Here is a 24,209-nt window from a genome sequence, read left to right as displayed (position 1 = left end):
GTTGGCGCGCAAAGTCTCCGGAAGAAGCCACGGCGATCTGCGCACCGCCGATACCCGTGCCAAGGTCAGGGACAATTACCGGCCTTCACGCGACGAGATACTGCGTTACATCGCCGAAAATCCGGACCGCGCCGGAAAACGCGACATCGCCAAGGCGTTTGCGCTGCGCGGCGAAGACCGTATCTGGCTGAAGGACGTCTTGCGCGACCTGCAGGATGAAGGCCTGCTGACCAAGGAGCGCAAGCGGCTTGCCCGCGTCGGCACCCTGCCCCACGTCGCGGTGCTCGACATCTTCGGCCGTGACGCCGATGGTGTGCTGCTGGCGCACCCGACCGAAGCCGTGGGCAATGGCGAACCTCCGGTCATAGCGATCCGCGTGTCGCGCGGCGGCAATGGCCCGACGCCGGGCATCGGCGACAGCGTGCTGGCCAAGACCTTTCCGACCGACGATCCGGCAGGCCCGGCCTATACCGGCCGGGTAATGAAGATATTCGAGAAGCGCACCGATGCGGTTCTCGGCGTTTTCCGTGTGCTGAAGGACGGCACGCTCCGCATCGAGCCGGTGGAAAGGCGCCAGCCGGAGCTGGTCGTCGACAAGGAATTCCAGAACGGCGCCAAGAATGGCGACCTGGTCGAGGTCGAGCCGGCGCGGGCCTCCCGCTACGGGCTGCCGAGAGCCAAGGTTCTGGCGGTGTTGGGGTCGCTGACCAGCGAAAAGGCGGTCTCGATGATCGCCATCCACGCACATGACATTCCCCATATTTTTCCCGCGGACGTCATCGCCGAGGCGGAGGCGGTCAAGCCGGCGACGCTTGCCGGCCGCGAGGATTGGCGCGAGCTGCCGCTGCTCACCATCGATCCGGCCGATGCCAAGGATCATGACGACGCGGTGTTCGCTATGCCCGACACCGACGAGAAGAACGCCGGCGGCGTGGTTGTCACCGTCGCCATTGCCGATGTCGCTGCATACGTGCGCTATGGCACGGCGCTTGATCGCGAAGCGCTGAAGCGCGGCAATTCGGTCTATTTCCCCGACCGAGTCGTACCAATGCTGCCGGAACGCATCTCGAACGACCTCTGTTCGCTGCGCGAGGGCCAGGATCGTCCGGCAATTGCGGTGCGTATGACTTTCTCGGCCGATGGTCACAAACTCAGACACTCATTCCATCGCATCATGATGAAGTCGGCGGCGAAACTCGCCTATCAGCAGGCGCAAGCGGCGATCGACGGCGCACCGGACGACACGACTGGCCCGATCCTCGATGCGGTGCTGAAGCCGCTATGGGACGCCTACGCGATCCTGAAGCGCGGCCGCGACACGCGCCAGCCGCTCGAACTCGATCTGCCCGAGCGCAAGATCCTTCTCAAGCAGGACGGCACCGTCGACAAGGTCGTCGTGCCGGAGCGGCTCGACGCGCACAAACTGATCGAAGAGTTCATGATCCAGGCCAATGTCGCCGCCGCCGAGACGCTGGAGGCGAAGCGGCAGGCGCTGGTTTACCGCATCCACGATGCGCCTTCGCTCGCCAAGCAGGAATCGCTGCGTGAATTCCTGCAGACGCTCGGCCTGTCGCTGGCGCGCGGTGCACAGATGCGGCCGAACCAGTTCAACGGCATCCTCGCTCGCGGGCGCGGCGCCGACAATGAGGGGCTGGTCAACGAAGTGGTGCTGCGCTCGCAGAGCCAGGCCGAATATTCGCCCGCCAATATCGGCCATTTCGGCCTCAATCTTAAGCGCTACGCGCATTTCACCTCGCCGATCCGCCGCTATGCCGACCTGATCGTGCATCGTGGGCTGATTGCCGCACTCGGCCTTGGTCCGGGCGGCCTGACGAAGGACGAGGCGGAACGGCTGGAAGAGGTCTCGGCGCTGATTTCGGCGACCGAGCGGCGCGCGATGGCCGCCGAGCGCGACACGGTCGACCGGCTGATCGCCGCCTATCTCGCCGAGCGGATCGACGACCGTTTCGACGCCCGCATCTCGGGCGTCACCAAATCGGGCCTGTTTGTCCAATTGCCACAGTATGGCGCGGATGGATTCATTCCGGTTTCAACCCTGGGCGGCGACTACTATATATACGACGAAACTGCTCGATCGCTTTTCGGAGAACGCACCGGCAAGGGCTATCAGCTTGCTGATCGCGTCGAGGTTCGCCTGATCGAGGTGGCGCCGATGGCCGGCGCGATGCGTTTCGAGATGCTGACCGAGCCAAAGCCGCTGCCCGGCTCCAAACGGTCGTTCCACAAGGCCAAAGGCCGCGCCCGAGCGTCGCAATCGCGTCCAGGCTCGCGCGGCAGGAGACGGTAATGCCAACAGAACTGCAGGTGGAAGAACGGGGTTTCGGCGGCGAACATCACTCGGGCCGGACCGCCCGGCCGCTATGGACGGCAATGAAGCGCGGCATGCTCGGCCGCTGCCCGCATTGCGGCGAGGGCAAGCTGTTTCGCGCCTTCGTCAAAACCGTCGACAAATGCGATCATTGCGGCGAGGAGCTCCACCACCATCGCGCCGACGACCTGCCGGCCTATCTTGTGGTGGTCATTGTCGGCCACATCGTGCTCGGCGCCTTCATGGGTGTCGAGGCGACCTCGACGCTGTCGACCTGGCAGCACATCGCCATCTGGGTGCCATTGACCATCATTCTCGCCGTCGTCCTGCTGCAGCCGGTCAAGGGCGCTGTCATCGGCCTGCAATGGGCGTTTTATATGCACGGCTTTGGCGGTGAAGAAGATCTGATCGAGTCGCATCCCGAGGCTTGAAACCGAGGCTGGCGCAAATCGGCATGGCTGAACGCCACTTTCGCATCGGAGAAGATTCCGCTAGGTCGAGCGCATGGACGTTGTGACCAAGGCGGAAGTCGACAAGGTTGAGCGGGTCGCGCTCGAGGCCAAGCCTATACGCCCGCGCGACGCCGCGACGCTGATCCTGCTCGACCGCAAGGGCGATGAGTTCCTGGTGCTGATGGGCCGGCGCCACGCCCGTCATGCCTTCATGCCGGGAAAGTTCGTGTTTCCGGGCGGCCGCACCGATCCGGCCGACAGCCGCATCCCCGTAGCCAGCGCACTTCATCCCGAGGACGAAGCGAGGTTGACCGCCGGCAGCGGCCGCACCAGCCCTGTCCGCGCCCGCGCCATTGCTCTGTCGGCAATCCGCGAAACCTATGAGGAGGCCGGCCTGCTGATCGGCCAAAAAGGCGCCTTCGCGAGCGCCAAGCGCGACTGGCAGGGCTTTGTCGAGTACGGCGTCATGCCGTCGCTGCAAGCGCTGCGCTTCATCGCCCGCGCCATCACACCGCCCAATCGGGTGCGCCGCTTCGATACGCGCTTTCTCGCCGCATGGCGCGACGACGTCGCCGTGGAGCTGCCGGATGGCGGTCCGACCGACGAGTTGGAGGACGTCGTTTGGCTGCCGCTGGCCAAGGCCAGGCAAGCCGATATTCCAGACATCACGCGCACGGTCCTGGAGGAGCTGGAAACGCGGCTCGCTCGGGATCCGCTGCTGAGCCCCGGCGGTCCCGTGCCGTTCTACCGGCTTGTCCGCAATCGCTTCGTCCGCGAAATTCTCTAGAGCAGCCAGGCATTTCATGACAGTGGATACCCAGCGAGAGGTCGAGGAACGCGTACACTGGCTGCCGATGGTTGCGGCGATCTCGTCGATCAGCGTCGTCGGCATTGCCATCGGCCTCGGCATGCCACTGCTCAGCGTGATCCTGGAAACGCGTGGCCACTCCGCGTCGATGATCGGTCTCAACACCGCGGTCGCCGGCCTCGCGTCGATCGCCGGCGCGCCGCTCGCCACCCCACTCGCCATGCGGTTCGGGGTCGCCTGGACGATGCTTGCCATGATTGCGGCCGGGGCGCTGGCCTTTGTCGGTTTCCATTTCGCACCAGCCTTCTGGATGTGGTTTCCGTTGCGCGTGCTCCTGCATATCGCGCTGACGGTGCTGTTCATCCTGTCGGAATTCTGGATCAGCACCTCGGCGCCGCCGCACCGACGCGGCCTCGTCCTCGGCATCTATGCCACAGTGCTGTCACTCGGCTTTGCCGCCGGGCCATGGCTGTTCGCTCATCTCGGCAGCAGCGGTTTCCTGCCCTTCGGCGTCACCATCGCGCTGGTAACGCTGGCTGCCATACCGGTTCTGGCGGCGCGCAACGAAAGCCCGACGATCGTCTCCGACGGCGAAACCAGCAATTTCCTGCGTTACATCTGGCTGGTGCCGACGGCGACCGCCGCCGTGCTGGTGTTCGGCGCGGTCGAGACCGGCGGCTTTGCCCTGTTCCCGGTCTACGGCAACCGCATCGGCTACTCCGAAGCGGACGCAGCCCTGTTGCTCACCATGATCGGCCTCGGCAACGTGCTGTTGCAAATCCCCATCGGCATGATCAGCGACCGCGTCAGCGACCGCCGCTATCTGCTGATGGCCTGTGCCACTGTCGGGCTTGCAGGCACGGTCTTCATGCCGTTCTTCGCGCAGAACTGGCATTTGATGGCAGCGCTTCTGTTCGTCTGGGGCGGTGTGGTCGCTGCCATGTACACAATCGGTCTGGCGCATCTCGGCTCGCAGCTTTCCGGCCACGAATTGGCCTCCGCCAATGCCGCCTTCGTGCTTTGCTACGGTGTCGGAATGGTGCTTGGCCCGCAGGCAATCGGCATCGGCATGGACGCTTTCGGGCCGTCGGGCTTCGGTTGGGCGCTCGGCCTGTTCTTCGCCTGCTATATCGTGCTGGTCGGCACCAGGCTGCTCCGCAAAATCCTCTGAGCAGGCCCCGCTGCCGACATCACTCCCACTGCTGACCAACTACTGACACAACCATGTCAGGAGGGCTCGAGTATATGCTCCCTCAAAGTGCATAAGCAGGGAGACCTCGGATGATCGACAGTGGCTTTGAAACGAAATCGCTGCGGATGGAATTGCTGCTGCTGGTGACCTTTCAGGCACCGGCAGCCGATGTCGACCGCATTATGGAGGCGGTCGTCGCGATCGCACCGCTCAGAATGGGCAAATATGACAGCAATGCCTTTCAGTCGGCGGACGGCATCGAACGCTACCGGCCACTTGAAGGTGCCGCCGCCGGCGCCGAAACGGAATTACGCATGCGGCCGGGCACTGTCGAGGTGTCGTTCGAACTGCCTGACGACCAGAAGCTCGCCGCTCGCGTCGTCGAAGCGATTTACCAGGTTCACAGCTATCAGGAACCGGTGATCCGCATTCAGCCACTGCTTGCCAGCCGCTCCAAGGGTCTCGACGATCGCACCAACCCGAACCGCTGGTGGAACACGACGGGAGATTGGAAGAAGGCGATGCGGCCGGAAACCGTCGCGGCGGAGTGACCGGAATCTGGTCGTATCTCGGTTTGAATTTGGCTGTCAGGAAGCCTGCCAATGAATGATGAAGCAAACCGCAAACCGGCAAGCGATCCCCAGGACCTGGCGCGGCTATTGGTTTCTCGCGAGCAAGCGGGAGACGCGGAAGGAATGGCTGCTCTTTACGAACCCGGTGCCGTCCTCGATACCGGCAACGGACAGTTGGCCTGCGGCAGAGACGCCATCAGCCGATTTTACGCCAAGTTGGTGGCAGCGGGACGAAAGTTTGATCTCGGAGATCAGCGTCCGACTATCATCAACGGGGATTTGGCGCTTACGTCCACGCGCCTTGCCGATGGCACCGTGACTGCGGAAATCGCTCGCCGGCAAAGTGACGGGAACTGGCTTTGGGTGATCGATCAGCCGTCCATCGCTCGATACTCATAGCCAGCATTCAAACTGAGACGCCACCCGGAGCCTGCTTAGGACGGCCGGAGGCACACAGGAGCCTCCCGCGGCCGTCGGCAGCCAATCAAGTTGTCGGGTTTTGGTAGCACATCAATTGTCCGCTTCATCCCCAGCCTCCATCGGCTGGCAATAAACCCGGACAACTCATGTGCTACCTAATCCGGACAACTCATCTGCTTACGACACAGAACCTGGACAAGGGTTGACTTTCCGGGCGCGTTCTTTATGTGTCGCGGCAAGTTTCCCGCGTCCGGGTGTTTCCCCGTGCTCCAGCGGCCAAAACTCCACGAACATTAACGGACGAACATCATGGCCAAAGCCGCAAACATCAAGATCAAGCTTCTGTCGACCGCCGACACCGGTTTCTTCTACGTGACCAGCAAGAACAGCCGCACCAAGACGGACAAGCTGTCGTTCCGCAAATACGATCCGGTCGCCAAGAAGCACGTCGAATTCAAGGAAACCAAGATCAAGTAATCGGGTTTTCTCTCGCAGTACCGAATCGCCGCCCTCCGGGCGGCGTTTTTCGTTTCGGGAATACAGGACTAGCCGATGCGACTGCCGCTAGCCGGATCGAACAGATGCAGCGATGCCGGATCAGCCGACAGGCGCACGGCCTCACCCGGCTTCACGCTGGCCCGGCCCATGGCAAACACGCAGACCTGCTGGCCGGCAAGCCTGGCATAGAACTGGGTCGACAGGCCGAGCGGCTCCACGACACCCACCTCGCCTTTCAGCGGGCCATTATTGGCGAGCCGGATATGCTCGGGCCGCAAGCCGACGGTGATCGCATCGCCATCCCTGAGCGGCAGGCCGTCCGGCAGCCTCAGCTTCTGGCCGTCGGCCAGGATGGCATCCGGCTTGGCGCCCTTTTCAACCACGGCAGGCAGAAAATTCATGCCGGGCGAGCCGATGAACCCGGCGACGAACATGTTGACCGGCCGGTCGTACAGATCGAGCGGCGCACCGACCTGCTGGACGAGGCCGTCATGCATGACGACGATGCGGTCGGCCATTGTCATTGCTTCGGTCTGGTCGTGGGTGACATAGACCGAAGTGGTCTTCAGTTGCTGGTGCAGCGCCTTGATCTCGGCGCGCATGTGGACGCGCAGCTTGGCGTCGAGGTTCGAAAGCGGCTCGTCGAAGAGAAAGACCTTCGGGTCGCGCACGATGGCCCGTCCCATGGCGACGCGCTGACGCTGGCCGCCGGACAATTGCCGCGGCAGGCGCTGCAGAAGCGCATCGAGCCCGAGCCGCTTGGCAGCACTGTCCACCCTTGCATCGATCGCCGGCTTGCCGGCCTTCCTCAGCATCAGGCTGAAACCCATGTTTTTCGACACGTCCATGTGCGGATAGAGCGCGTAGGACTGGAATACCATGGCAATGTCGCGGTCCTTTGGCGCGATGTCGTTGACTAGGCGCTCGCCAATATGGATCTCCCCGTCGGAGACTTCCTCCAGCCCGGCGATCATGCGTAGCAGGGTCGATTTCCCACAGCCGGACGGGCCGACCAGAACGACGAACTCACCGTCGGCGATTTCGAGATCGACCGCGTGCAGGACGCGCACGGCTCCATAGTCTTTGCGGACTTTGTCGAGTGTGACGGAGGCCATCGATCTATCCCTTGACGGCACCGGCGGTAAGGCCGGTGACGAGGTAGCGTTGCAGGAAGGCAAAGAAGACGCAGACCGGGATCAGCGCCAGGATGGAAGCCGCCATCATCTGTCCCCAGTCGACCGCGAATTTGCCGATATAGGTGAGCAAGCCGACCGCGAAAGTCTTCTGGTCGTCGCTGGAAATCAACATCAGCGCAAACAGCAACTCGCTCCAGGCGGCGGTAAAGACGAAGCCGAGCGTCGCGCCCATACCGGGCAGCGTCAGCGGCACGATCACCTTGCGCATTGCCTGCAGGCGCGTGCAGCCGTCGATCATGGCTGCCTCTTCCAGGTCTCGCGGGATGCCGTCGAAGAAGGATTGCATCAGGAAGGTCGCAAAGGCCGTATTGAACGCGGTGTAGATGACGACGAGGCCGGTCAGGCTGTTGATGAGGCCGATCTGTCCCATGATGCGGTAGATCGGCGGAATGACCATCACCAGCGGAAAAGTCTGGGTGAGCAAAAGCAGGATGGCCAGGGTCGCCTTGCCGCGGAAGGAAAATCGCGACATGGCGTAGCCGGCAAGCGTGGCAATGACCGTTACGAAGGCTGCCGTCGACACCGAAACGATAACGCTGTTCAGGAAGTAACGCGGGAAATCGGTGGCTTCGAGCACAGTGATGAAGTTCTGCAGCGTCGTTTGCGAGGGCCAGAAAGTGATGCCTTCGGAATAGAGCAGCCGCTCGGGCGTGACCGAGATCTTCAATGTCCAGAAGATCGGGAACAGCGCGAAGGCCATGTAGGCACCGATGGCGCCGTAAAGGCCGATGCCGCCGACAACGCGCGAGGAAGCGGAACGTCCGGCAATCATCAGACGTGCCTTACCAGCGAACGGCGGATGCCGATCAGCGCAACCGCATAGACGATGAGCAGCACGAGCAGCAGCACCGCCACAGCCGAGGCATAGCCCTTGTCCAGCGACTTGAACGCGCTGACATAGATATAGACCGGCACCGTGGCCGTCGAACCGGCAGGCCCGCCTTCGGTCATGACGAAGATCAGGTCGGCGAAGGTGGCGATCCATATCGTGCGCAGCATGACGGTAATGACGATGGTCGGCGCCAGGAACGGCAGCGTCACCTTGGTGAAGCGCTGCCACGGCGAGGCGCCGTCGATCGCCGCCGCCTCATGCAATTCCGACGGGATCGACTTCAGCGCCGCCAAAAGCGTGATGGCAAAAAAGGGAATGCCGAACCAGACATTGGCGACGATCGGCCCCCACATGGCGGTCGACGGATCGGAGAGCACGTTGGTAGGCTCGGCTTTCAGCCCCAATGCGTAGAGCCAATGCGGCAGCGGCCCGATGATCGGATTGAACAGCCAGGCCCAGGTCAGGCCGGAGAGGAAGGACGGCACCGCCCAGGGCAGGAAGACCACGGCCTGTACGATCTTTCTGCCCCGGAACGGTGTGTCGAGCAGCAGCGCCAGGCCAAGTCCCAGGAAGAATTGGAAGAACAGGCTGGCTGCCGTCCACCACAGCGTGTTGACGAGCGCCTGCCCGAGCACGGGATCCGACAGCATCGCCTGATACTGCCCAAGCCCGACATATTCGGATTTGAAAGCGGAGAATTTGCGGAACGAGTAACCGATACCGATAACCAGTGGCACCAAGAGCACGACGACCAGCAGCACGATCGCCGGGCTGAGATAGAGCCAGGGCTCGATCGCAGCATGGGATAGCCGCTTCTTTCGCGGCCTGCCGGCGGATCGTATTTCGGACACGGCGTAGGTCATTGGTGCTGGATCGTCTCCTGGAACAAGCATGGGCTGGCGACAGCGCCTTCCCCGTTTACGGGGAGAAGATGCCGGCAGGCAGATGAGAGGCAGCGCGAGCCAAGTCGGGTTGGCGCCGCCCCTCATCCGTCACTTCGTGACACCTTTTCCGCGTGAACGGGGAGAAGGGAGGAAAGCTATTTCTTGTTCTTGGCCATCCAATCCTGCTGTTCCTTGGTCAGGAACTTGGCCCATTCGTCGGCCACGTCCTTGGCCGCCTTCTGACCAAGCAGCACTTCCTGAAAATTCTTGATCGCCACCTGGTCGACGAAATTGCCGAGATTTTCCAGATGCGTCGGAGGCGTCACCATCTCGTATTTGTCGCCGTTGTTCAGTTCCTCGAACCAGCCTTTGAATTGCTCCGTCCTGAAGTGAGCGTCCTGGTCGGCGCCGTTGTGGATCGGAATGACGCCGACTTCCTTTGCCCATTCCAGATTGTCCTTGGGCGACAACAGCGTCGCCATCAGCTTCCACGCATCGTCCTTGTGCTGGGAATTGGCGAACATCGCCCAGCCGGCATAACCGAGCGTCGGATAGGATTTGCCGCTCGGCCCGACCGGCATCGGCGCCACGGCGAAGTCGTCGGCGCTCATCTTGTCGGCGATGCCGAGCAGCGCGTCGGGATCCTGGTTCAGCATGGCGCAGGTGCCGCTGTAGAAGCCGGTGACGGTCTCGTTAAAACCCCAGCTCACCGCATCTTTCGGCGCCAGGCCGTTCTTGTACATGTCGGCGAGCATCTGCAGGCCCTTGACCGAGCCTTCCTCGTTGATGGTCGAGGTGCCGTCCTCGTTGAAATAGCCGCCCTTGCCGGCGGCGATGTTCATGAACATATGCATGCCGTTGAAGGCGCCCGGGCCGCCGCGCAGGCAGTAGCCATATTTGCCCGGTATCGCCGAGATCTTCTTGGAGTCTTCGACGAATTCATCGAGCGTCGCCGGCGGACCGTCCAGGCCGCCCTCTTTGAACAGCTTCTTGTTCCAGAACAGCGCGTTCAGGTAATAGCCGTAAGGGATCATGTACTGCTTGTTGTCGACCGTCGAGCCGAACTGCTTGGCACGTTCGCCCAGCGTTTTGGCATCGTCCCATTTGGACATGTATGGCCCGAGATCCTCGAGCTGGCCGTTGGTCGCATAGAGACCCATCCAGCGTTCCGGCATCTCGACGATGTCGGGCGTGTCGCCGGCCTGCACCATGGTGAGGAATTTCTCGAATGCCTGGCCCCAGGGCAGCGATACCAGCTCGATCTTGACGCCCGGATTGGCCGTCTCGAACTCGGCGATCTGCTTCTTGAGGAATTCGGTACGCGGCGGACTGGTGATGACCTCGACCATCTTGACCGTGGAATCGGCCAGCACGCTGCCGGCGGAAATCGCAAGACCCGCGACGGCACCAAGAAGGATGCTCAGTTTTTTCATGTTCAGCACTCCCATTTTGAACGGCTCCTTTTATCTTTTTGCTCTGTCGAAGGCCTGGGCAACATCCGCCCACAGGTCTTCGACACTCTCCAATCCGACACTGAAGCGGATGGTTCGGGGGCTGACGCCGAAGCGCGCCATCGAATTCAGGCCCGGCGTCTGCTCGAGCGAGGCCTTTGCCGGAACGACCAGGCTCTCATGGCCGCCCCAGCTGACGCCGATGCGAAAGAGTTTCAGCGCATCGACGAAAGCCGGGATGTCAACGTCTTCCGTCACCTCGAATGAGAACAGCCCGGCATAGCCGGCAAGCGTCGCCTTGCCTGGATGGTTGGAATAGGCCGGGTGGTTGACCCGCTCGACATTGCCATGCGCCTTCAGCCGTTCGGCGATGGTCAGCCCGCTCTTCATGTGATGCGGCAACCGCAGCGGCAATGTGCGCAGGCCACGCAGCAACAGCCAGGCCTCGAAAGGCGAAAGTTTGCCGCCGAGGTAGGAATAGGTCTGCTCGTTGATGTGTCGAACATGGGCCGCCGAACCGGCCACCACACCGGCGACGGTATCGCTGTGGCCGCCGAGATATTTCGAAGCCGAATGCAGCACCAGGTCGACACCGTGCGAAATCGGCTTCTGGAACACCGGGGTCGCCCAGGAATTGTCGATCGTGGTGACGATGCCCTGCTCTTTGGCCAGCCGTGCCAGATGGGTTATGTCCTGAAGCTCGAACATCATCGACGTCGGGCTTTCCAGGTAAAGCAGCTTGGCGCCGGGAAGTGCTGCCGCGACCGCGTCCGGATCGGAACCGTCGACATAGTCCACCTTGATGTTGAGCCGCGGCAACAGCCGTTCGAACAGCCTATAGGCGTCGCCGTAGCAATTGCGCACGACGACCATGCGCTCGCCGGCACCGACGAAAGCAAGCACCGTGGCGCTGATCGCTGCCATGCCACTGGAAAAGCCGCGCGCGGCCTCCGCCCCTTCGAGAGCGGCGACACGCGCCTCGAACTCCATGACCGTCGGGTTGTCGCCGCGCGAATAGATCGGCTGGCGTCGCCTGCCGGCGAATGTGTCGGCCATCTCGGCATAATTGGCGAAGGTGAAGAGCGAAGTCTGGTAGATCGGCGGTACCACCGCACCGCCGGGGAAAGGCTCGTCATGGGCGAGAAGCGTCGCCGCCTCGGCGAGATAGTCGTTTTCGAAATCGGCGGAATGGTCGCTCATTTCTCGCCTGAAAGTTTGAGTTTGGCCGCACCGCGCTTCAGATCGTCCTCGACGGTGGCGATCAGCTTGAGCGCCTCGGCCCGGGCTCCCTCCGGATCGTGCGCGGCGATGCGTTCGTAGATCGTACGGTGGTAAGGAAAGCTGGCGTGGCCGAAATCACGAACGCCAAGCGGATGCTCCCAGAAACGATGGAACAGTTCGTGCATGGCGGCGATGATCTGCTCGAACAGCGGATTGCCGGACGTGCGATAGATCGACTGGTGGAATTCCCAGTCCTCCTCCGCCGACATGCCGGCGCGCGCGTGGAAGGCCTGCTCCATAATGTCGAGCTTGCGCGCGATCTCGGCGATCTCGGCCTGGCCCGCGCGAACGGCGCACAGGGCGGCGGCTTCCGCTTCCAGTGCCCGGCGGATTTCCAGCGTCTGCATCAGGCTGGTGAAATCATTGCCGCCGGCCAGCGTCAGCGGCATGTGCAGCATGTCCAGCGAGACCACTCCCTTGAGATAGGTGCCGCTGCCTTGCCGGCGTTCGACCAGGCCGAGCCCTTCCCAGCGCGTCAGCGCCTCGCGCACGGTGTTGCGGCTCACCTTGAGGCGCTCGGCAAGGATGCGTTCGGTCGGCAGTCTCTGGCCGGGCCCGAGGGCTTCGCGCATCACAAAGCCGGCCAGCGCCTTGAGCACCGCGTCGTCGCGAGCAGTTGCCTGTATGGGGGAAAGGCCGAATTCGGTCATGCCAACGGGTCACAAATGGCTCAATGGTCCAACCAATTTCGGCATAGAAGACAGGCCCTGTCAATCGGCTGCAGGCACATTCGCACCCGCCCCCAGCGTGCGGATCAAGGGGCGGTCTATCTGCCACGACAAAAAAGCCAATATTTTCCGGATATTGGCGCAGAATCCTGATGTGTTTTGAAAATTGGGGGCCGGCCGGCGTTTGGCAGCGGTACGAGGAGGCCACTATGTGCCAGCGCCGGCCGGCCGACCCCACGGACCCAGGAGATGCGGCGGACCTGAGCATCATGGGGTATTCTTCGGGTCGAACCGGCGATCTAGCCTCGTGCCGGTTACGTCTAAGGGCTGCACATTTGCGCAACAACTTATGGAAATCAACCGTTTCTTAACCAAGCCTCGCAAATCGCTTGGATTAAGGTAAATTCGTAACCTTGTCGCGTTGACTGGCCAATTGGTGTTCGGTGCTAAGCCGCCTTGGCGACGACGCGATTGCGGCCGCCGCTCTTGGCTTCGTAGAGCGCGAGGTCGGCGCGTTTCATCAGCGCGGAGACCGTGTCTAGCCCCTTCAGCACCGACGACACGCCGACGCTGACGGTGACTTCGACGGCCTTGCCTTCGGTGCCGACGGCAAACGGCAGTTGGGCGATTTCGGCGCGAATGCGCTCGGCGACCTTTTCGGCTACCGCGCCGTCGGTGTCCGGCATGACCACGACGAACTCCTCGCCGCCGAAGCGGCAGGCTAGATCGATGCCGCGCACATTCTTGCGCAGCCGCCGCGCGAATTCGCGCAGCACGTCGTCGCCACCGTCATGGCCATGCGCGTCGTTGATGCTCTTGAAGCGGTCCAGATCCGTGATCATCACCGATAGCGGCCGGCGCCGTGCCACGGCGCGGTCGAACAGCGTCTGCAAATGGCTGTCGAGATAGCGGCGGTTGTGCAGGCCGGTCAGGGCATCGGTCACCGCCATCTCGATGGTCTGGGTGACGCTGGCGCGAAGCTGGTCGTTGTAGCGCTTGCGGCGCACCTGCGTACGCAGCCGCGCCGTCAGCTCCTGCTGGTCGATCGGCCGCATCAGATAGTCGTTGATGCCGAGTTCGAGGCCGCGGATGATACGCCCCTCCTCGCCCTCGTCCGCCAGAAGGATGATCGGCAGGAAACGGGTGCGATCGAGCGAGCGCAATTGCGAGCAGAGCCTCAGCGGGTCGAAATCGGCGAAGGCCGTCGAGATCATCACGCATTCATACGGCTGCTCGGCGGCCTGGAAGAAGCCGGCATGCGGATCGTTGGCGACGTCGAGATCGGCACTGCCGCGCAGCATCTTCTGGATGCGCTCGAACGAGGATTTGCGTTCGTCGACCAGCAGGACCTTCGGCACCGCGTCGTCGGTAGCGAAGTTGCGGCTCAAAAGCTCCTCGATGCCGATATTGCGTGTCGTCGAGGCGCGCAGCCGCAGCTCGTCGGTGAGCGACTTCAGCCTGACCAGGCTCTTGACGCGCGTCATCAACTGCAGATCGTTGACCGGCTTGGTCAAAAAATCGTCGGCGCCGGCCTCGAGGCCGCGCACCCGGTCCGAAACCTGGTCGAGGGCGGTGATCATCACGACCGGGATGTGCGATGTCGCCGGGTCGCCCTTCAGCCGCCGGCAGACCTCGAACCCGTCCATGTCGGGCATCATCACGTCGAGCAGCACGACGTCGACCTTGCCGTTCTCGCAGATCTCGATCGCATCCGGCCCGTTGGTGGCGGTCAGAACCTCGAAATATTCGGCGAGCAGCCGAACCTCCAGCAGCCTGACATTTGCTGGGATGTCGTCGACGACGAGGATCCGCGCGGTCATTTCACAAAGCTCCGGCTCGGCTGGAAAGGCGCATCAGGCATCGCCCAGGTAGGATTTGATGGTCTCGATGAAACGCGGCACCGAGATCGGCTTGGAGATATAGGCCTCACAGCCGCCCTGGCGGATGCGCTCCTCGTCGCCCTTCATCGCGAAGGCGGTGACGGCGATGACCGGGATGACGTGGAGATCGTCGTCCTCCTTCAGCCATTTGGTGACCTCAAGGCCCGACACTTCAGGCAGCTGAATGTCCATCAGGATGAGGTCCGGCCTGTGCTGCCGCGCCAGATCCAGCGCTTCCAGGCCGTTGCGTGTACGCACCGTCTCGTAGCCGCTCGCTTCGATCAGGTCGCGAAAGAGCTTCATGTTGAGCTCGTTGTCCTCGACGATCATAACCTTCTTTGGCATCGATTTCCCGTCCCGGCTGGCCTTCCACTCGAAGGGTGCCGTCATGCGCTCCTTGTCGGCACGCACCAAACCTGTTCCCACTATACGGCAATATGATTGACGAAACGGAAACCGGCCGCCCGAAAAGCGTTCGGATTCCAGGTCGGCGAGCTTGCTGCCGGCAACACTTGCCACTACTGCGAAAACAGAACGATTCCGCCCACGAAGGAAGGTAGCGATGGCAAACCAAGCGTCAATGCGCGAGGAAGCGGAAACGATTGCCGTAAAGGCGTTGGGCTTCGTCGCCGCCGATCCGGAACTTCTGCCCCGTTTCCTGGCGATCACCGGCATCGAAGCCCATTCCATCCGCCGGGCCGCCGGCGAGCCGGGATTCCTGGCCGGCGTGCTGCAGTTCATCCTCGCCCACGAGCCGACGCTGATGCGTTTTTCCGAGGAGACCGGAACGCCACCCGCCGCAGTCGGCAAGGCATTGCGGGCGCTCCCGCTCGGCGACGACAATCATGAGCATTCGATATAAGCGGCGATCCCGAGACAGCGGATAGATCGAAGAACTTGCCGCCGACGACGGGCCAGTGCTGATACTTTATGGCGTTGCCTCTTCCCCACTGTCGTCCGTCCCAATGGGGTCGGCCGGCTTCAGCATGGCGCCGTTGACCATCACTGAACCGTCGGCCTTGGTGTTGATCACCCATTCAAGCCGGCCGTCCGGCAGCGTCTTGCCAAACCCTTTGATCGCCAGCGCGCCGGTGAAATACTGCGCGGCCTGCGGGTCCGTCTTCGCCGCCGTCTGCAAGGTCTCCACGATCTTATCGTAGCCGGTGATGTCGATTGTCACATCCGCACGCGGCTTCTTGCCGGGGAAGGTCATCTCGCCTTCCATCGCAATCTCGATGTTGCCGTTCTTGATCGTGCTGTGTCCGAGAATGGCCTTTGGCGTCTTGGCCAGGAAATCGGCGGAGATCTGGTTGCCGAAATCTGCCGGCAGCGGTGGATCCTTGCTGAAATCAAGGGTTTGGATGGTTTTCTTCGCCATGCTGTCCAGATCGATGTTGGCGCCGCCGAAGTTGATGTCGATATCCGTCGGCAGCAATGCAACGCTCCAGCTGGGCAGCACCTGCTGCGGTATTGTAAGGCCGGAAACCTTGAACGCGTAGTTGATCTTGCCGTTCTTGGCGATGCCGTCCATGCCGACGGCGGTATTCATTTGCGTCGCACCGAACTTGCCAACCGGACTCTCCACCACAAAGTCCTTGAAGCCGTAGGTGCCGTCGATCCGCTCCCACAATGGCAGTGCTGCCGTCAGAAGCGATTTGAACTCCGCCTCATCCGCCTTGAATTTGGCTGCATCGTCAGTCGCCACGATGAAAGCAAGCAGGTCGAGCAGCGGCTTTGTCCGCAAACCCTTGCCGGCCGCATCCACGGAAAGTTCAGGCGCTTTTACAGCAGCCGGAAAACTCAACCCACTTTTGGGATCGTTGACTTTGATCGTTTCGGCGAAGTTTGTTATTTTTTCCGTCACGGTGAAATCGATGCCGCCATTTGCGGATTTGGTCGAAACTATTACGGCAGTGCCAGGACCGACCGTGACATCCGCCTGCTGCTTGGGCTCTCGGGTGGTCATCGTCATGCCAGCCATCGAACCGGTCGCGCTCGCGAAAGCGGCCAGGTCGGGGTCATAAACTCCGGCGAACTTGTTGTCCGACACGGAGAAGTCGATGTGCTGCGCCCCCTCAGGGCCAACGAAATCGATAGACCCCTTCGGGGACACGTCCGCCGAAACGTCCCAGTGTCCATCTTTGCGTGGCTTGACCAAGATGAAGTAAGGCGTGACGTCGAACTTGAAGGCTTGCTGCTTTGCCATCAAATCCGTGACTGGTTTGAAGTCGAAAGCGAGCTTGTAGGCATCGCCGTCGACTGAAATTTTCACGAACCCGATATCGAACAGCTTCTTGCCGATGTAGTGCGCCAGATCGTCGGAAAGCTGCTTCGCGCCTTGCCTGTCGACCGCTTGGCCGAAGGCCGGTGCGCTGCAGGCAAGAAGTAAAACAAGTGGCAAAACGCGCTTCATGTCGATCCTCACTTAATCGCGGCCCTCAAGCCGTTCTATCACTGGTAGGCAAATACCATCACAGCCGCAAGAGAAGGCCTATGTGCTGCGGCGGCTGTTACAGCACCAGTCGCACCAGCGGCCGGCCCGGCTTGCGTTCGACCAGCCGCTGGAACCCGGCCTTTTCGAAGACCCGCGATGAGCCGACGAAGAGGCCGATCGAGCGCGAATCCTTCGACAGATCCATCGGGCAGGCTTCGATCAGCCGCGCGCCGTTCTGGCGGGCGAACTCGATGCCGCCCGCGACCAGACGGTGCGACACGCCCCTACCCCGCGCCTTGGTCCGGATGAAGAAACAGGAGATCGCCCAGACACCCGGATCGGTCGCATCGGCTGGGTCGACGGGAGCCGACCCCCTGCCCTTATTGTTCCACTCGGGCACGTCGGCGCGCGGGCCGATCTGCATCCAGCCGACCGCCTGACCACCCTCGAAGGCCAGCAGACCGGGTGGTGGCCCGGCCTCGATCCGGGCCTTGATATGATCCTTGTTCCGCTCCCGGTTGCTCGCGCGGCGCGCTGCCGGCGACAGCCGGAAATGTGTGCACCAGCAGCCGTAGCAGGCGCCTTGCTTACCGAAAAGATCTTCGAAATCCGCCCAAAGCTCGGGCACTAGCGGCGCTATGGTCGTATTCATGAGCTCTCTCCCGGCCCACCGCCTTGTCGTGGCGTCCGTCCTGACGTACCATTGCATTTGTTCTCTTTATGTTCGCAGCGATGGCGGCCCCTGTCAACAATCCCGAACACGGTTTTTGCCGCGACTGCCTGAGTTTTCAGCGCAGCGAGGCACGCCGTTGCGAGCGCTGCGGCAGTCCACGGCTCGCCCGCCATCCGGAGCTCTACCGGCTGCGCCTTGCCCATATCGATTGCGACGCATTCTACGCGGCGGTCGAAAAGCGCGACAACCCGGCGTTGAAGGACCGGCCATTGATCATCGGCGGCGGCAAGCGTGGCGTCGTATCCACCGCCTGCTACATCGCCCGCATCCATGGCGTGCGCTCGGCAATGCCGATGTTCAAGGCGCTCGAAGCCTGCCCGGAAGCGGTGGTCCTCCCGCCGGACATGGAAAAATACGTCCGCGTCGGCCGCGAGGTGCGCGCCATGATGCAGGCGCTGACGCCGCTGGTCGAGCCGCTCTCGATCGACGAGGCCTTTGTCGACCTCGCCGGCACCGAGCGCCTGCATGGCCTGCCGCCTGCGGTGGTGCTGGCGCGCTTCGCACTCAGCGTGGAAAAGGAGATCGGCATCACCGTTTCGGCGGGCCTTTCCTACTGCAAGTTCCTGGCCAAGGTGGCGTCGGACTTCCGCAAGCCGCGCGGCTTTTCGGTGATCGGCGAGGCCGAGGCTATCGGCTTCCTGGCTGAGCAGCCGGTGACGCTGATCTGGGGGGTCGGCAAGGCCTTTGCCGCCACGCTCGAGCGCGACGGCATCCGCACCATCGGCCAGCTGCAGCGCATGGAACGCGGCGACCTGATGCGCCGCTACGGCGTGATGGGCGACCGGCTCTACCGGCTTTCGCGCGGCGAGGACGACCGTCGCGTCGTTCCCGACCAGGACGCGAAAAGCGTCTCGGCGGAAACCACTTTCGACACCGACATCGCCTCCGTCGACGAATTGGTTTCGGTGCTGAGGGCGCTGTCGGAAAACGTCTCGGCCCGGCTGAAGAAATCCGGCATTGCCGGACGCACCGTCGTCCTCAAGCTGAAGACCCAGGATTTCAAAATCCGCACGCGCAATCGCCAGCTCGGCGATCCGACCCGGCTGGCCGACCGCATCTTTCAGACCGCGCTCGAGCTGCTGCGCAAGGAAGCGGATGGCACGAAATACCGGCTGCTCGGCATTGGCGTCAGCGATCTCTCCGACGATGACCGGGCGGACCCGCCCGATCTGGTCGACGTCCAGTCACGCAAGCGCGCCATGGCCGAAGGCGCCATCGACACGCTGCGCGGCAAGTTCGGCCGCAGGGCGGTGGAGACCGGCTATACCTTCGGCAAGGGCCGCGACGCCCATCCGCCCGAACCGGTCGAGGAGTGATAGTCAGGTGCGCCGCAGATCGATCCGGGTGGTCACCACACTCTTGCCGGTTTTCGGATCGGTATCGACGACGGTCAGGCGCATGCCGTCCTCGCCGTTCTTCTCGACCTTCATTTGCGCCGTGCGATCGCCATTGACCTCCTTGGCCCAACGGATGCCGAGATTGATAGCGTTGCCGGAACGGCTGCCGCTCAGTTGCGCCGGCCCGGTGCGCGATCCGACATAGGTGCCGGTATACTTCGTCCCGCTGGACTTCAGATCCGCGCTGATGGCGCGCGTCACCACGATCAGACCACGGCAGCTGCCGTCGAGCGACAATGAGCTCGACGTCGCGTCGGAATTGAAATGACAGGAGACATTCACCGTCGGGGCATCGGTGGTGACCTTGACGATGCCCTTGCCGGCGAAATTCCCCTGGAATGAGCGAAGAAAATCCGGATCGTCGGCATGCGCTGCGCCAGCCCCGGCGGTCAGGCAGCCGGCAAGTACAAATCGTGCAAGTGATTTCATCGGACCGCTCCTGGTTGGTATCCAAAACACAGCACGCAAACACTGACCGACCAACGCTTCCCTCAGCCGAGGGTTCCGGCTTCAACATCACTGTTTGCAACGCTTCACGGCTGGCCCAGCCGAATGCGTCGGCTAGCGGTTGCGATGAGCGCTCCGGCTTGCGACATAGCCGCATGGTACCCGCACCCTCGATCCCCAAGGCCGCGTTCTGGATGGCGCTGTCGATCGCCTCGTTCCTGGCGATGTCGGTGGCCGGCCGCGCCACGACGGCCGAACTCAACGTCTTCCAGGTCCTCGAGCTGCGCTCGGTGATCGGCTTTTTCATCCTGTTGCCGCTGGTCATGATGTCAGGCGGTTTTGCGGCGATGCGCACCGGGCGTCCGCTGGCCCATATCGCCCGCAACGTCGTCCACTATACCGGCCAGGCTGCCTGGCTCTACGCTCTGACGCTGATCCCGCTTGCGGTACTGATCTCGATCGAATTCACGACGCCGATCTGGACCGCGCTGCTGGCGGTCGCTTTCCTCGGCGAAAGGCTCTCCCGGCCACGGCTCGCGGCGATCGTGCTGGGGCTGATCGGCGTTGTGATCATCGTGCGTCCGGGCGTCGGCGCGGTCAATCCGGGACATGTCATCGTGCTGGGAGCCGCGGTCTGCTTCGGCGTCTCGGTGGTCCTCGTCAAGTCGCTGACGCGGACGGACAGCGTCGTGCGCATCATCTTCTGGATGCTGATCATCCAGTCGCTGCTTGGCCTGGTCCCGGCGCTTTACGAATGGCGCAACCCGCCGCTCGAGCTCTGGCCGTGGATCCTGCTCATCGCCTTCACCGGCATGTCGTCGCATTTCTGCATGGCCCGCGCACTTGTCTATGCCGATGCGACGGTCATCTCGCCAATGGACTTTTTGCGCGTGCCGTTGTCGGCGGTGATCGGATGGCTGCTCTATCACGAGCAGATCGACGCCTTCACCGCCGGTGGCGCCCTGCTGATCCTCATGGGTAATCTGCTCAACCTGCAGCGGAGAGCTCCGCAACCGGCGGAGATCGCCGCTTCATAAGCGTGCGCTAACTCTTAGACCAGCTCCACTTCAACCACGCCCGGCACCGCGCGCATGGCCGACGCGATCTGCGGCGAGATACGATAGCGACTGGGCAATTCGATCTCGACCTCACCCTGGCCGTCATCCTTGATCAGCACGAAGCTTACCTGTCCTTCGCCCTTCACGGCAAGCTGGCCGGCAAGCGTGCCGATCGGTGCTGCGTCGCGCACGAAGATGCGCAACGCTTTCTGGACGCGACTTGCCTCGTCCTCCAGCGACTGCACGGTCTGGATGCGCAGATTGACGCCTTCCGGCCTGTCCTCGGCCGAAACGGTGATGACCACAGAGCGGCCGGGTTCGAGCAGGTCGCGGTATTGCGCCAGTCCCTCGGAAAACAGCACCGCTTCATATTGGCCTGACGTGTCGGAAAACTGCACGACGCCCATCTTGTTGCCGGTGCGCGTCTTGCGTTCCTGCTTGGTGGTGACCGTGCCGGCGAGCCGGCCGGCGGCGGCACCGCGTTTGACGGCGGCCGAAAACTCGCCCCATGTCTGCACCCGCATTTTCTGCAGCGCCACCTTGTATTCGTCGAGCGGATGCGCCGAGAGATAGAACCCGACCACCTGGAATTCACGGTGCAGGCGGTCGGCGGCGAGCCAGGGCTCGGTCGCCGGCAGGTTGAGCGCCTGCGACTGTGCGCCGAGCGAGGCGCCAAAGATGTCGTGCTGGCCGGTGACGGCATTCTGCTGCGCCAGCGACGCCAGTCCCATCATCCGCTCGACGCCGGCCATCATCGCCGCGCGGTCATGACAGAAGCAGTCGAGCGCGCCGGCCATGATCAGGCTTTCGAAGACACGTTTGCCGACGATCTTCGGATCGACCCTTTCACAGAAATCGGCGAGGCTCTTGAACGGTTTTTCGCCGCGCGTGGCGACGATGTGCTCGACCGCCGCATCGCCAACGCCCTTGAGCGCGGCCAGCGAATAGAAAATGCGGTTCTCGCCGACCTCGAAATCCCGGAACGACGTCATCACCGACGGCGCCACCACCTCGATGCCGAGGCGCAGCGCATCCTGGCGGAAATCGGCGAGCTTGTCCGTATTGCCCATGTCGAGCGTCATCGATGCGGCCAGGAATTCGACCGGGTAATGCGCCTTCAGATAGGCGGTCTGGTAGGAGACGACGGCATATGCGGCGGCATGCGATTTGTTGAAACCGTAGTCGGCAAACTTTGCCAGCAGGTCGAAGATGAAGTCGGCTTGCGGCTTGCCGACGCCGCGCTCGACGGCACCCGAAACAAAGCGCTCGCGCTGCTTGTCCATCTCGGCGCGGATCTTCTTGCCCATGGCGCGACGCAGCAGATCGGCTTCGCCCAGCGAATAGCCGGAGAGCTCCTGCGCGATCTGCATCACCTGTTCCTGGTAGACGATGACGCCTTGCGTCTCCTTGACGAGATGGTCGATCTTCGGGTGGATCGACGCCATCTCCTCCTCGCCGTGCTTTCTGGCGTTGTAGGTCGGGATGTTCTCCATCGGCCCCGGCCGGTAGAGCGCAACCAGCGCGATAATGTCCTCGATACAGTCGGGCCGCATGCCGATCAGCGCCTTGCGCATGCCGGCGCTTTCCACCTGGAACACGCCGACCACTTCGCCGCGCGACAGCATGGCGTAGGTTTCCGGGTCGTCGAGCGGAATGTGGGCGAGATCGATCTCGATGCCGCGGCGGCGGATCAGCTTGACCGCTCTGTCCAGCACGGTCAGCGTCTTCAGGCCAAGGAAGTCGAATTTCACCAGCCCGGCCTGCTCGACATACTTCATGTTGAACTGCGTGACCGGCATGTCCGAGCGCGGGTCGCGGTACATCGGGACCAGCTCCGACAGCGGCCGGTCGCCGATGACGATGCCGGCGGCGTGCGTCGAGGCGTGCCGATAAAGACCTTCCAGCTTCTGCGCCGTATCGAGCAGCGTCTGCACGATCGGCTCGCGCTCCGCCTCTTCGGCAAAGCGCGGCTCGTTGGCGATGGCGTCGGCGAGCTTGACCGGATTGGCCGGGTTCGACGGCACCATCTTGCTCAGCTTGTCGACCTGGCCATATGGCATCTGCAGCACGCGGCCGACGTCGCGCAGCACCGCGCGCGCCTGCAGCGTCCCGAAGGTGATGATCTGGCCGACCTGGTCGCGGCCGTATTTCTGCTGGACGTAGCGGATGACCTCCTCGCGCCGGTCCTGGCAGAAGTCGATGTCGAAGTCGGGCATCGACACGCGGTCGGGATTGAGGAAGCGCTCGAACAGCAGCGAAAAGCGCAGCGGATCGATGTCGGTGATGGTGGTGGCATAGGCGACCAGCGAGCCGGCGCCCGATCCGCGGCCCGGCCCGACCGGAATGTCTTGCGCCTTGGCCCATTTGATGAAGTCGGCGACGATCAGGAAATAGCCGGGATATTTCATCTTCTCGATGACGCCGAGCTCGAAATCCAGCCTCTCGCGATATTGCTCGACTGTATAGCCGGGCGTCGGCCCATGCGCCGCCAGCCGCGCCTCCAGCCCTTCATGCGCCTGCCTGGCAAGCTCCTGCGCCTCCGCCTTGACCGCAGCATCGGCGTCGGCGACATCGCGGCCGGCAAAGCGCGGCAGGATCGGATTGCGCGTCTTCGGGTAATACGAGCAGCGCAGCGCGATCTCGACGGTGTTGTCGATTGCTTCCGGCAGGTCGGCGAACAGCCTCGCCATATCGGCCTGGCTTCTCAGGAAGTGGTCGGGCGAAAGGCGGCGGCGATTGTCTGCTGCAACCACGGAGCCTTCGGCGATGGCGATCAGGGCGTCATGCGCCTCATAGTCTTCACGAGAAAAGAAAAACGCCTCGTTGGTGGCAGCCAGCGGCAGATCGTGGCGGTAGGCGAGGTCGACCGACGACTGCTCAATCGCGCGGTCATAGCCGGAGACCCGCTCAAGCTCGACATAGAGCCGGTCGCCGAACAGGCCCTTGAGCGCCAGGAGCCGGGTCTCGGCGAGTTCGCGGCGGTCCTCCTTCAAGGCATTGCCGATCGGACCGCGCGGCCCGCCGGTAAGGCAGATCAGACCGTCGGAATGGCCCTGCAGCATCTCGCTCGTCAGATGCACCGCTTCACCGGGCGGTGTCTCGAGGTAGACGCGGCTTACCAGCCTGACCAGATTGCCGTAGCCGGCCTCGGTTGCGGCGATCAGCACCACCGGCCGCATCTCCGGCCCTTGCCGCCTGCGGTCGCGCTGGCTGTCGCTCGCCTCGCCGGAAAAGGCGAGGTCGATCTGGCAGCCTATGATCGGCTGGATGCCGTCCTTTACCGCCTTCTGGGCGAATTCCAGTGCGCCGAACAGATTGTTGGTGTCGGTGACGGCGATTGCCGGGCATTCGTCCTGCACCGCATGGCCGACGATCTTGCCGAGCTGCAAGGCACCTTCGAGCAGCGAATAGGCCGAATGCACGCGCAGATGAATGAACCGACGCGCCGCCTGCTCCGCCCGCGACGCCTTTGCATAGGCCTCGCGCAGCAAGGGATCGCGTGGAAGTCTCTCATCCGCCATGGTTTTTTCGCGCCGCCTCACAAGGACTCAGTCGATGAAGATGTATTGTCCGGCACCGGACGATGCGAGTCCAGCGGAAGCGATCAGAACCTAGCGAGCTTGGAGCAATCGCTTTCGTCGGCCGAAAAGTGCTGCCGCCGAGCTGCCAATCTCCCC

Annotated in this window: 22 protein-coding genes; 10 read left to right on the top strand and 12 right to left on the bottom strand. The window is 62.7% G+C overall.

The features are described from left to right. Nucleotide 1: 1 nt before the first annotated feature. From rnr to rpmG, 7 genes are all read left to right on the top strand, one after another. On the top strand, nt 2-2,308 hold the full coding sequence (gene rnr / locus NKI95_RS28465) for a ribonuclease R (RefSeq protein WP_502909270.1): 2,307 nt from the start codon (nt 2-4) through the stop codon (nt 2,306-2,308). Continuing rightward, nucleotides 2,308-2,760, top strand: a complete 453-nt coding sequence (locus tag NKI95_RS28460; protein ID WP_352720935.1) for a DUF983 domain-containing protein — start codon at nt 2,308-2,310, stop codon at nt 2,758-2,760. Before rnr ends, NKI95_RS28460 begins: the two co-directional genes overlap by 1 nt. Before the next feature lie 73 nt (nt 2,761-2,833). Continuing rightward, a complete protein-coding gene (locus NKI95_RS28455; protein WP_352720934.1) occupies nt 2,834-3,568 on the top strand; it encodes an NUDIX hydrolase in 735 nt (244 codons plus the stop codon). Nucleotides 3,569-3,584: 16 nt separating this feature from the next. Continuing rightward, the gene (locus NKI95_RS28450; protein ID WP_352667885.1) at nt 3,585-4,760 is read left to right on the top strand and encodes an MFS transporter; all 1,176 of its coding nucleotides are present in this window, start codon (nt 3,585-3,587) and stop codon (nt 4,758-4,760) included. Between the two features lie 110 nt (nt 4,761-4,870). Beyond that, nucleotides 4,871-5,332 carry a YqfO family protein gene (locus NKI95_RS28445; protein ID WP_352720932.1) on the top strand — a complete coding sequence of 154 codons (462 nt, stop codon included), beginning with the start codon at nt 4,871-4,873 and terminating at the stop codon, nt 5,330-5,332. Nucleotides 5,333-5,383: 51 nt separating this feature from the next. Beyond that, the gene (locus NKI95_RS28440; protein WP_352720930.1) at nt 5,384-5,752 is read left to right on the top strand and encodes a YybH family protein; all 369 of its coding nucleotides are present in this window, start codon (nt 5,384-5,386) and stop codon (nt 5,750-5,752) included. A gap of 330 nt (nt 5,753-6,082) precedes the next feature. Then, nucleotides 6,083-6,250 (top strand): 50S ribosomal protein L33, encoded by a 168-nt coding sequence (gene rpmG / locus NKI95_RS28435; RefSeq protein WP_006201775.1) that lies wholly within the window; start codon nt 6,083-6,085, stop codon nt 6,248-6,250. Nucleotides 6,251-6,318: 68 nt separating this feature from the next. On the opposite strand, the gene NKI95_RS28430 is transcribed toward rpmG, so the two are convergent. The 8 genes from NKI95_RS28430 to NKI95_RS28395 all read right to left on the bottom strand — a co-directional run bounded on the left by NKI95_RS28430 (nt 6,319) and on the right by NKI95_RS28395 (nt 14,853). Next, complete coding sequence (locus NKI95_RS28430; protein WP_352720928.1) at nt 6,319-7,386, bottom strand: ABC transporter ATP-binding protein; 1,068 nt, start codon at nt 7,384-7,386, stop codon at nt 6,319-6,321. A 4-nt stretch (nt 7,387-7,390) separates the two neighbouring features. Further along, on the bottom strand, nt 7,391-8,239 hold the full coding sequence (locus NKI95_RS28425; RefSeq protein ID WP_352720926.1) for a carbohydrate ABC transporter permease: 849 nt from the start codon (nt 8,237-8,239) through the stop codon (nt 7,391-7,393). After that, on the bottom strand, nt 8,239-9,162 hold the full coding sequence (locus tag NKI95_RS28420) for a carbohydrate ABC transporter permease (RefSeq protein WP_352720925.1): 924 nt from the start codon (nt 9,160-9,162) through the stop codon (nt 8,239-8,241). Before NKI95_RS28420 ends, NKI95_RS28425 begins: the two co-directional genes overlap by 1 nt. 176 nt (nt 9,163-9,338) lie before the next feature. Further along, complete coding sequence (locus NKI95_RS28415) at nt 9,339-10,616, bottom strand: ABC transporter substrate-binding protein (protein ID WP_352720923.1); 1,278 nt, start codon at nt 10,614-10,616, stop codon at nt 9,339-9,341. Between the two features lie 30 nt (nt 10,617-10,646). Further along, entirely contained in the window at nt 10,647-11,834 is a 1,188-nt protein-coding gene (locus NKI95_RS28410; RefSeq protein WP_352720922.1) for a PLP-dependent transferase, read from the bottom strand. Further along, entirely contained in the window at nt 11,831-12,565 is a 735-nt protein-coding gene (locus tag NKI95_RS28405; protein WP_352466359.1) for a FadR/GntR family transcriptional regulator, read from the bottom strand. The genes NKI95_RS28410 and NKI95_RS28405 overlap by 4 nt, the downstream gene beginning before the upstream one ends. Nucleotides 12,566-13,029: 464 nt before the next feature. Next, entirely contained in the window at nt 13,030-14,403 is a 1,374-nt protein-coding gene (locus NKI95_RS28400) for a PleD family two-component system response regulator (RefSeq protein ID WP_352720919.1), read from the bottom strand. Between the two features lie 33 nt (nt 14,404-14,436). Beyond that, the gene (locus NKI95_RS28395; RefSeq protein ID WP_348625950.1) at nt 14,437-14,853 is read right to left on the bottom strand and encodes a response regulator; all 417 of its coding nucleotides are present in this window, start codon (nt 14,851-14,853) and stop codon (nt 14,437-14,439) included. A 172-nt stretch (nt 14,854-15,025) separates the two neighbouring features. Between NKI95_RS28395 and NKI95_RS28390 the strand changes: the two genes are divergently transcribed. Next, entirely contained in the window at nt 15,026-15,325 is a 300-nt protein-coding gene (locus NKI95_RS28390; protein ID WP_352720917.1) for a DUF3572 domain-containing protein, read from the top strand. A 66-nt stretch (nt 15,326-15,391) separates the two neighbouring features. Here NKI95_RS28390 and NKI95_RS28385 read toward each other — a convergent pair whose 3' ends face one another. Both NKI95_RS28385 and NKI95_RS28380 read right to left on the bottom strand, forming a co-directional pair. Then, on the bottom strand, nt 15,392-16,876 hold the full coding sequence (locus tag NKI95_RS28385) for a hypothetical protein (RefSeq protein WP_352720915.1): 1,485 nt from the start codon (nt 16,874-16,876) through the stop codon (nt 15,392-15,394). A gap of 97 nt (nt 16,877-16,973) precedes the next feature. Beyond that, entirely contained in the window at nt 16,974-17,549 is a 576-nt protein-coding gene (locus tag NKI95_RS28380) for a GNAT family N-acetyltransferase (RefSeq protein ID WP_352720913.1), read from the bottom strand. Nucleotides 17,550-17,617: 68 nt separating this feature from the next. Between NKI95_RS28380 and NKI95_RS28375 the strand changes: the two genes are divergently transcribed. Next, a complete protein-coding gene (locus NKI95_RS28375; RefSeq protein WP_352720911.1) occupies nt 17,618-18,946 on the top strand; it encodes a DNA polymerase IV in 1,329 nt (442 codons plus the stop codon). A 3-nt stretch (nt 18,947-18,949) separates the two neighbouring features. Here NKI95_RS28375 and NKI95_RS28370 read toward each other — a convergent pair whose 3' ends face one another. Further along, nucleotides 18,950-19,456, bottom strand: a complete 507-nt coding sequence (locus NKI95_RS28370; RefSeq protein ID WP_352720910.1) for a hypothetical protein — start codon at nt 19,454-19,456, stop codon at nt 18,950-18,952. Between the two features lie 173 nt (nt 19,457-19,629). Between NKI95_RS28370 and NKI95_RS28365 the strand changes: the two genes are divergently transcribed. Then, the gene (locus tag NKI95_RS28365; RefSeq protein WP_352720908.1) at nt 19,630-20,511 is read left to right on the top strand and encodes a DMT family transporter; all 882 of its coding nucleotides are present in this window, start codon (nt 19,630-19,632) and stop codon (nt 20,509-20,511) included. Between the two features lie 14 nt (nt 20,512-20,525). On the opposite strand, the gene dnaE is transcribed toward NKI95_RS28365, so the two are convergent. After that, nucleotides 20,526-24,053, bottom strand: a complete 3,528-nt coding sequence (gene dnaE, locus NKI95_RS28360) for a DNA polymerase III subunit alpha (RefSeq protein WP_352720906.1) — start codon at nt 24,051-24,053, stop codon at nt 20,526-20,528. Nucleotides 24,054-24,209 lie beyond the last annotated feature (156 nt).

It is taken from the genome of Mesorhizobium sp. M0306 (genome assembly GCF_040321655.1).
Taxonomy (GTDB): Bacteria; Pseudomonadota; Alphaproteobacteria; order Rhizobiales; family Rhizobiaceae; genus Mesorhizobium.
Note: the sequence above shows the minus strand (reverse complement) of the source record. Positions and strands in the feature narration are given on the sequence as shown.

What these genes read in the sequence shown, in the direction of transcription:
- NKI95_RS28460 (WP_352720935.1), top strand. Translation starts at nt 2,308, where the DNA reads ATGCCAACAGAACTGCAGGTGGAAGAACGGGGTTTCGGCGGCGAACAT.
- NKI95_RS28455 (WP_352720934.1), top strand. Translation starts at nt 2,834, where the DNA reads ATGGACGTTGTGACCAAGGCGGAAGTCGACAAGGTTGAGCGGGTCGCG.
- NKI95_RS28450 (WP_352667885.1), top strand. Translation starts at nt 3,585, where the DNA reads ATGACAGTGGATACCCAGCGAGAGGTCGAGGAACGCGTACACTGGCTG.
- NKI95_RS28445 (WP_352720932.1), top strand. Translation starts at nt 4,871, where the DNA reads ATGATCGACAGTGGCTTTGAAACGAAATCGCTGCGGATGGAATTGCTG.
- NKI95_RS28440 (WP_352720930.1), top strand. Translation starts at nt 5,384, where the DNA reads ATGAATGATGAAGCAAACCGCAAACCGGCAAGCGATCCCCAGGACCTG.
- rpmG (WP_006201775.1), top strand. Translation starts at nt 6,083, where the DNA reads ATGGCCAAAGCCGCAAACATCAAGATCAAGCTTCTGTCGACCGCCGAC.
- NKI95_RS28430 (WP_352720928.1), bottom strand. Translation starts at nt 7,386, where the DNA reads ATGGCCTCCGTCACACTCGACAAAGTCCGCAAAGACTATGGAGCCGTG.
- NKI95_RS28425 (WP_352720926.1), bottom strand. Translation starts at nt 8,239, where the DNA reads ATGATTGCCGGACGTTCCGCTTCCTCGCGCGTTGTCGGCGGCATCGGC.
- NKI95_RS28420 (WP_352720925.1), bottom strand. Translation starts at nt 9,162, where the DNA reads ATGACCTACGCCGTGTCCGAAATACGATCCGCCGGCAGGCCGCGAAAG.
- NKI95_RS28415 (WP_352720923.1), bottom strand. Translation starts at nt 10,616, where the DNA reads ATGAAAAAACTGAGCATCCTTCTTGGTGCCGTCGCGGGTCTTGCGATT.
- NKI95_RS28410 (WP_352720922.1), bottom strand. Translation starts at nt 11,834, where the DNA reads ATGAGCGACCATTCCGCCGATTTCGAAAACGACTATCTCGCCGAGGCG.
- NKI95_RS28405 (WP_352466359.1), bottom strand. Translation starts at nt 12,565, where the DNA reads ATGACCGAATTCGGCCTTTCCCCCATACAGGCAACTGCTCGCGACGAC.
- NKI95_RS28400 (WP_352720919.1), bottom strand. Translation starts at nt 14,403, where the DNA reads ATGACCGCGCGGATCCTCGTCGTCGACGACATCCCAGCAAATGTCAGG.
- NKI95_RS28395 (WP_348625950.1), bottom strand. Translation starts at nt 14,853, where the DNA reads ATGACGGCACCCTTCGAGTGGAAGGCCAGCCGGGACGGGAAATCGATG.
- NKI95_RS28390 (WP_352720917.1), top strand. Translation starts at nt 15,026, where the DNA reads ATGGCAAACCAAGCGTCAATGCGCGAGGAAGCGGAAACGATTGCCGTA.
- NKI95_RS28385 (WP_352720915.1), bottom strand. Translation starts at nt 16,876, where the DNA reads ATGAAGCGCGTTTTGCCACTTGTTTTACTTCTTGCCTGCAGCGCACCG.
- NKI95_RS28380 (WP_352720913.1), bottom strand. Translation starts at nt 17,549, where the DNA reads ATGAATACGACCATAGCGCCGCTAGTGCCCGAGCTTTGGGCGGATTTC.
- NKI95_RS28375 (WP_352720911.1), top strand. Translation starts at nt 17,618, where the DNA reads ATGTTCGCAGCGATGGCGGCCCCTGTCAACAATCCCGAACACGGTTTT.
- NKI95_RS28370 (WP_352720910.1), bottom strand. Translation starts at nt 19,456, where the DNA reads ATGAAATCACTTGCACGATTTGTACTTGCCGGCTGCCTGACCGCCGGG.
- NKI95_RS28365 (WP_352720908.1), top strand. Translation starts at nt 19,630, where the DNA reads ATGGTACCCGCACCCTCGATCCCCAAGGCCGCGTTCTGGATGGCGCTG.
- dnaE (WP_352720906.1), bottom strand. Translation starts at nt 24,053, where the DNA reads ATGGCGGATGAGAGACTTCCACGCGATCCCTTGCTGCGCGAGGCCTAT.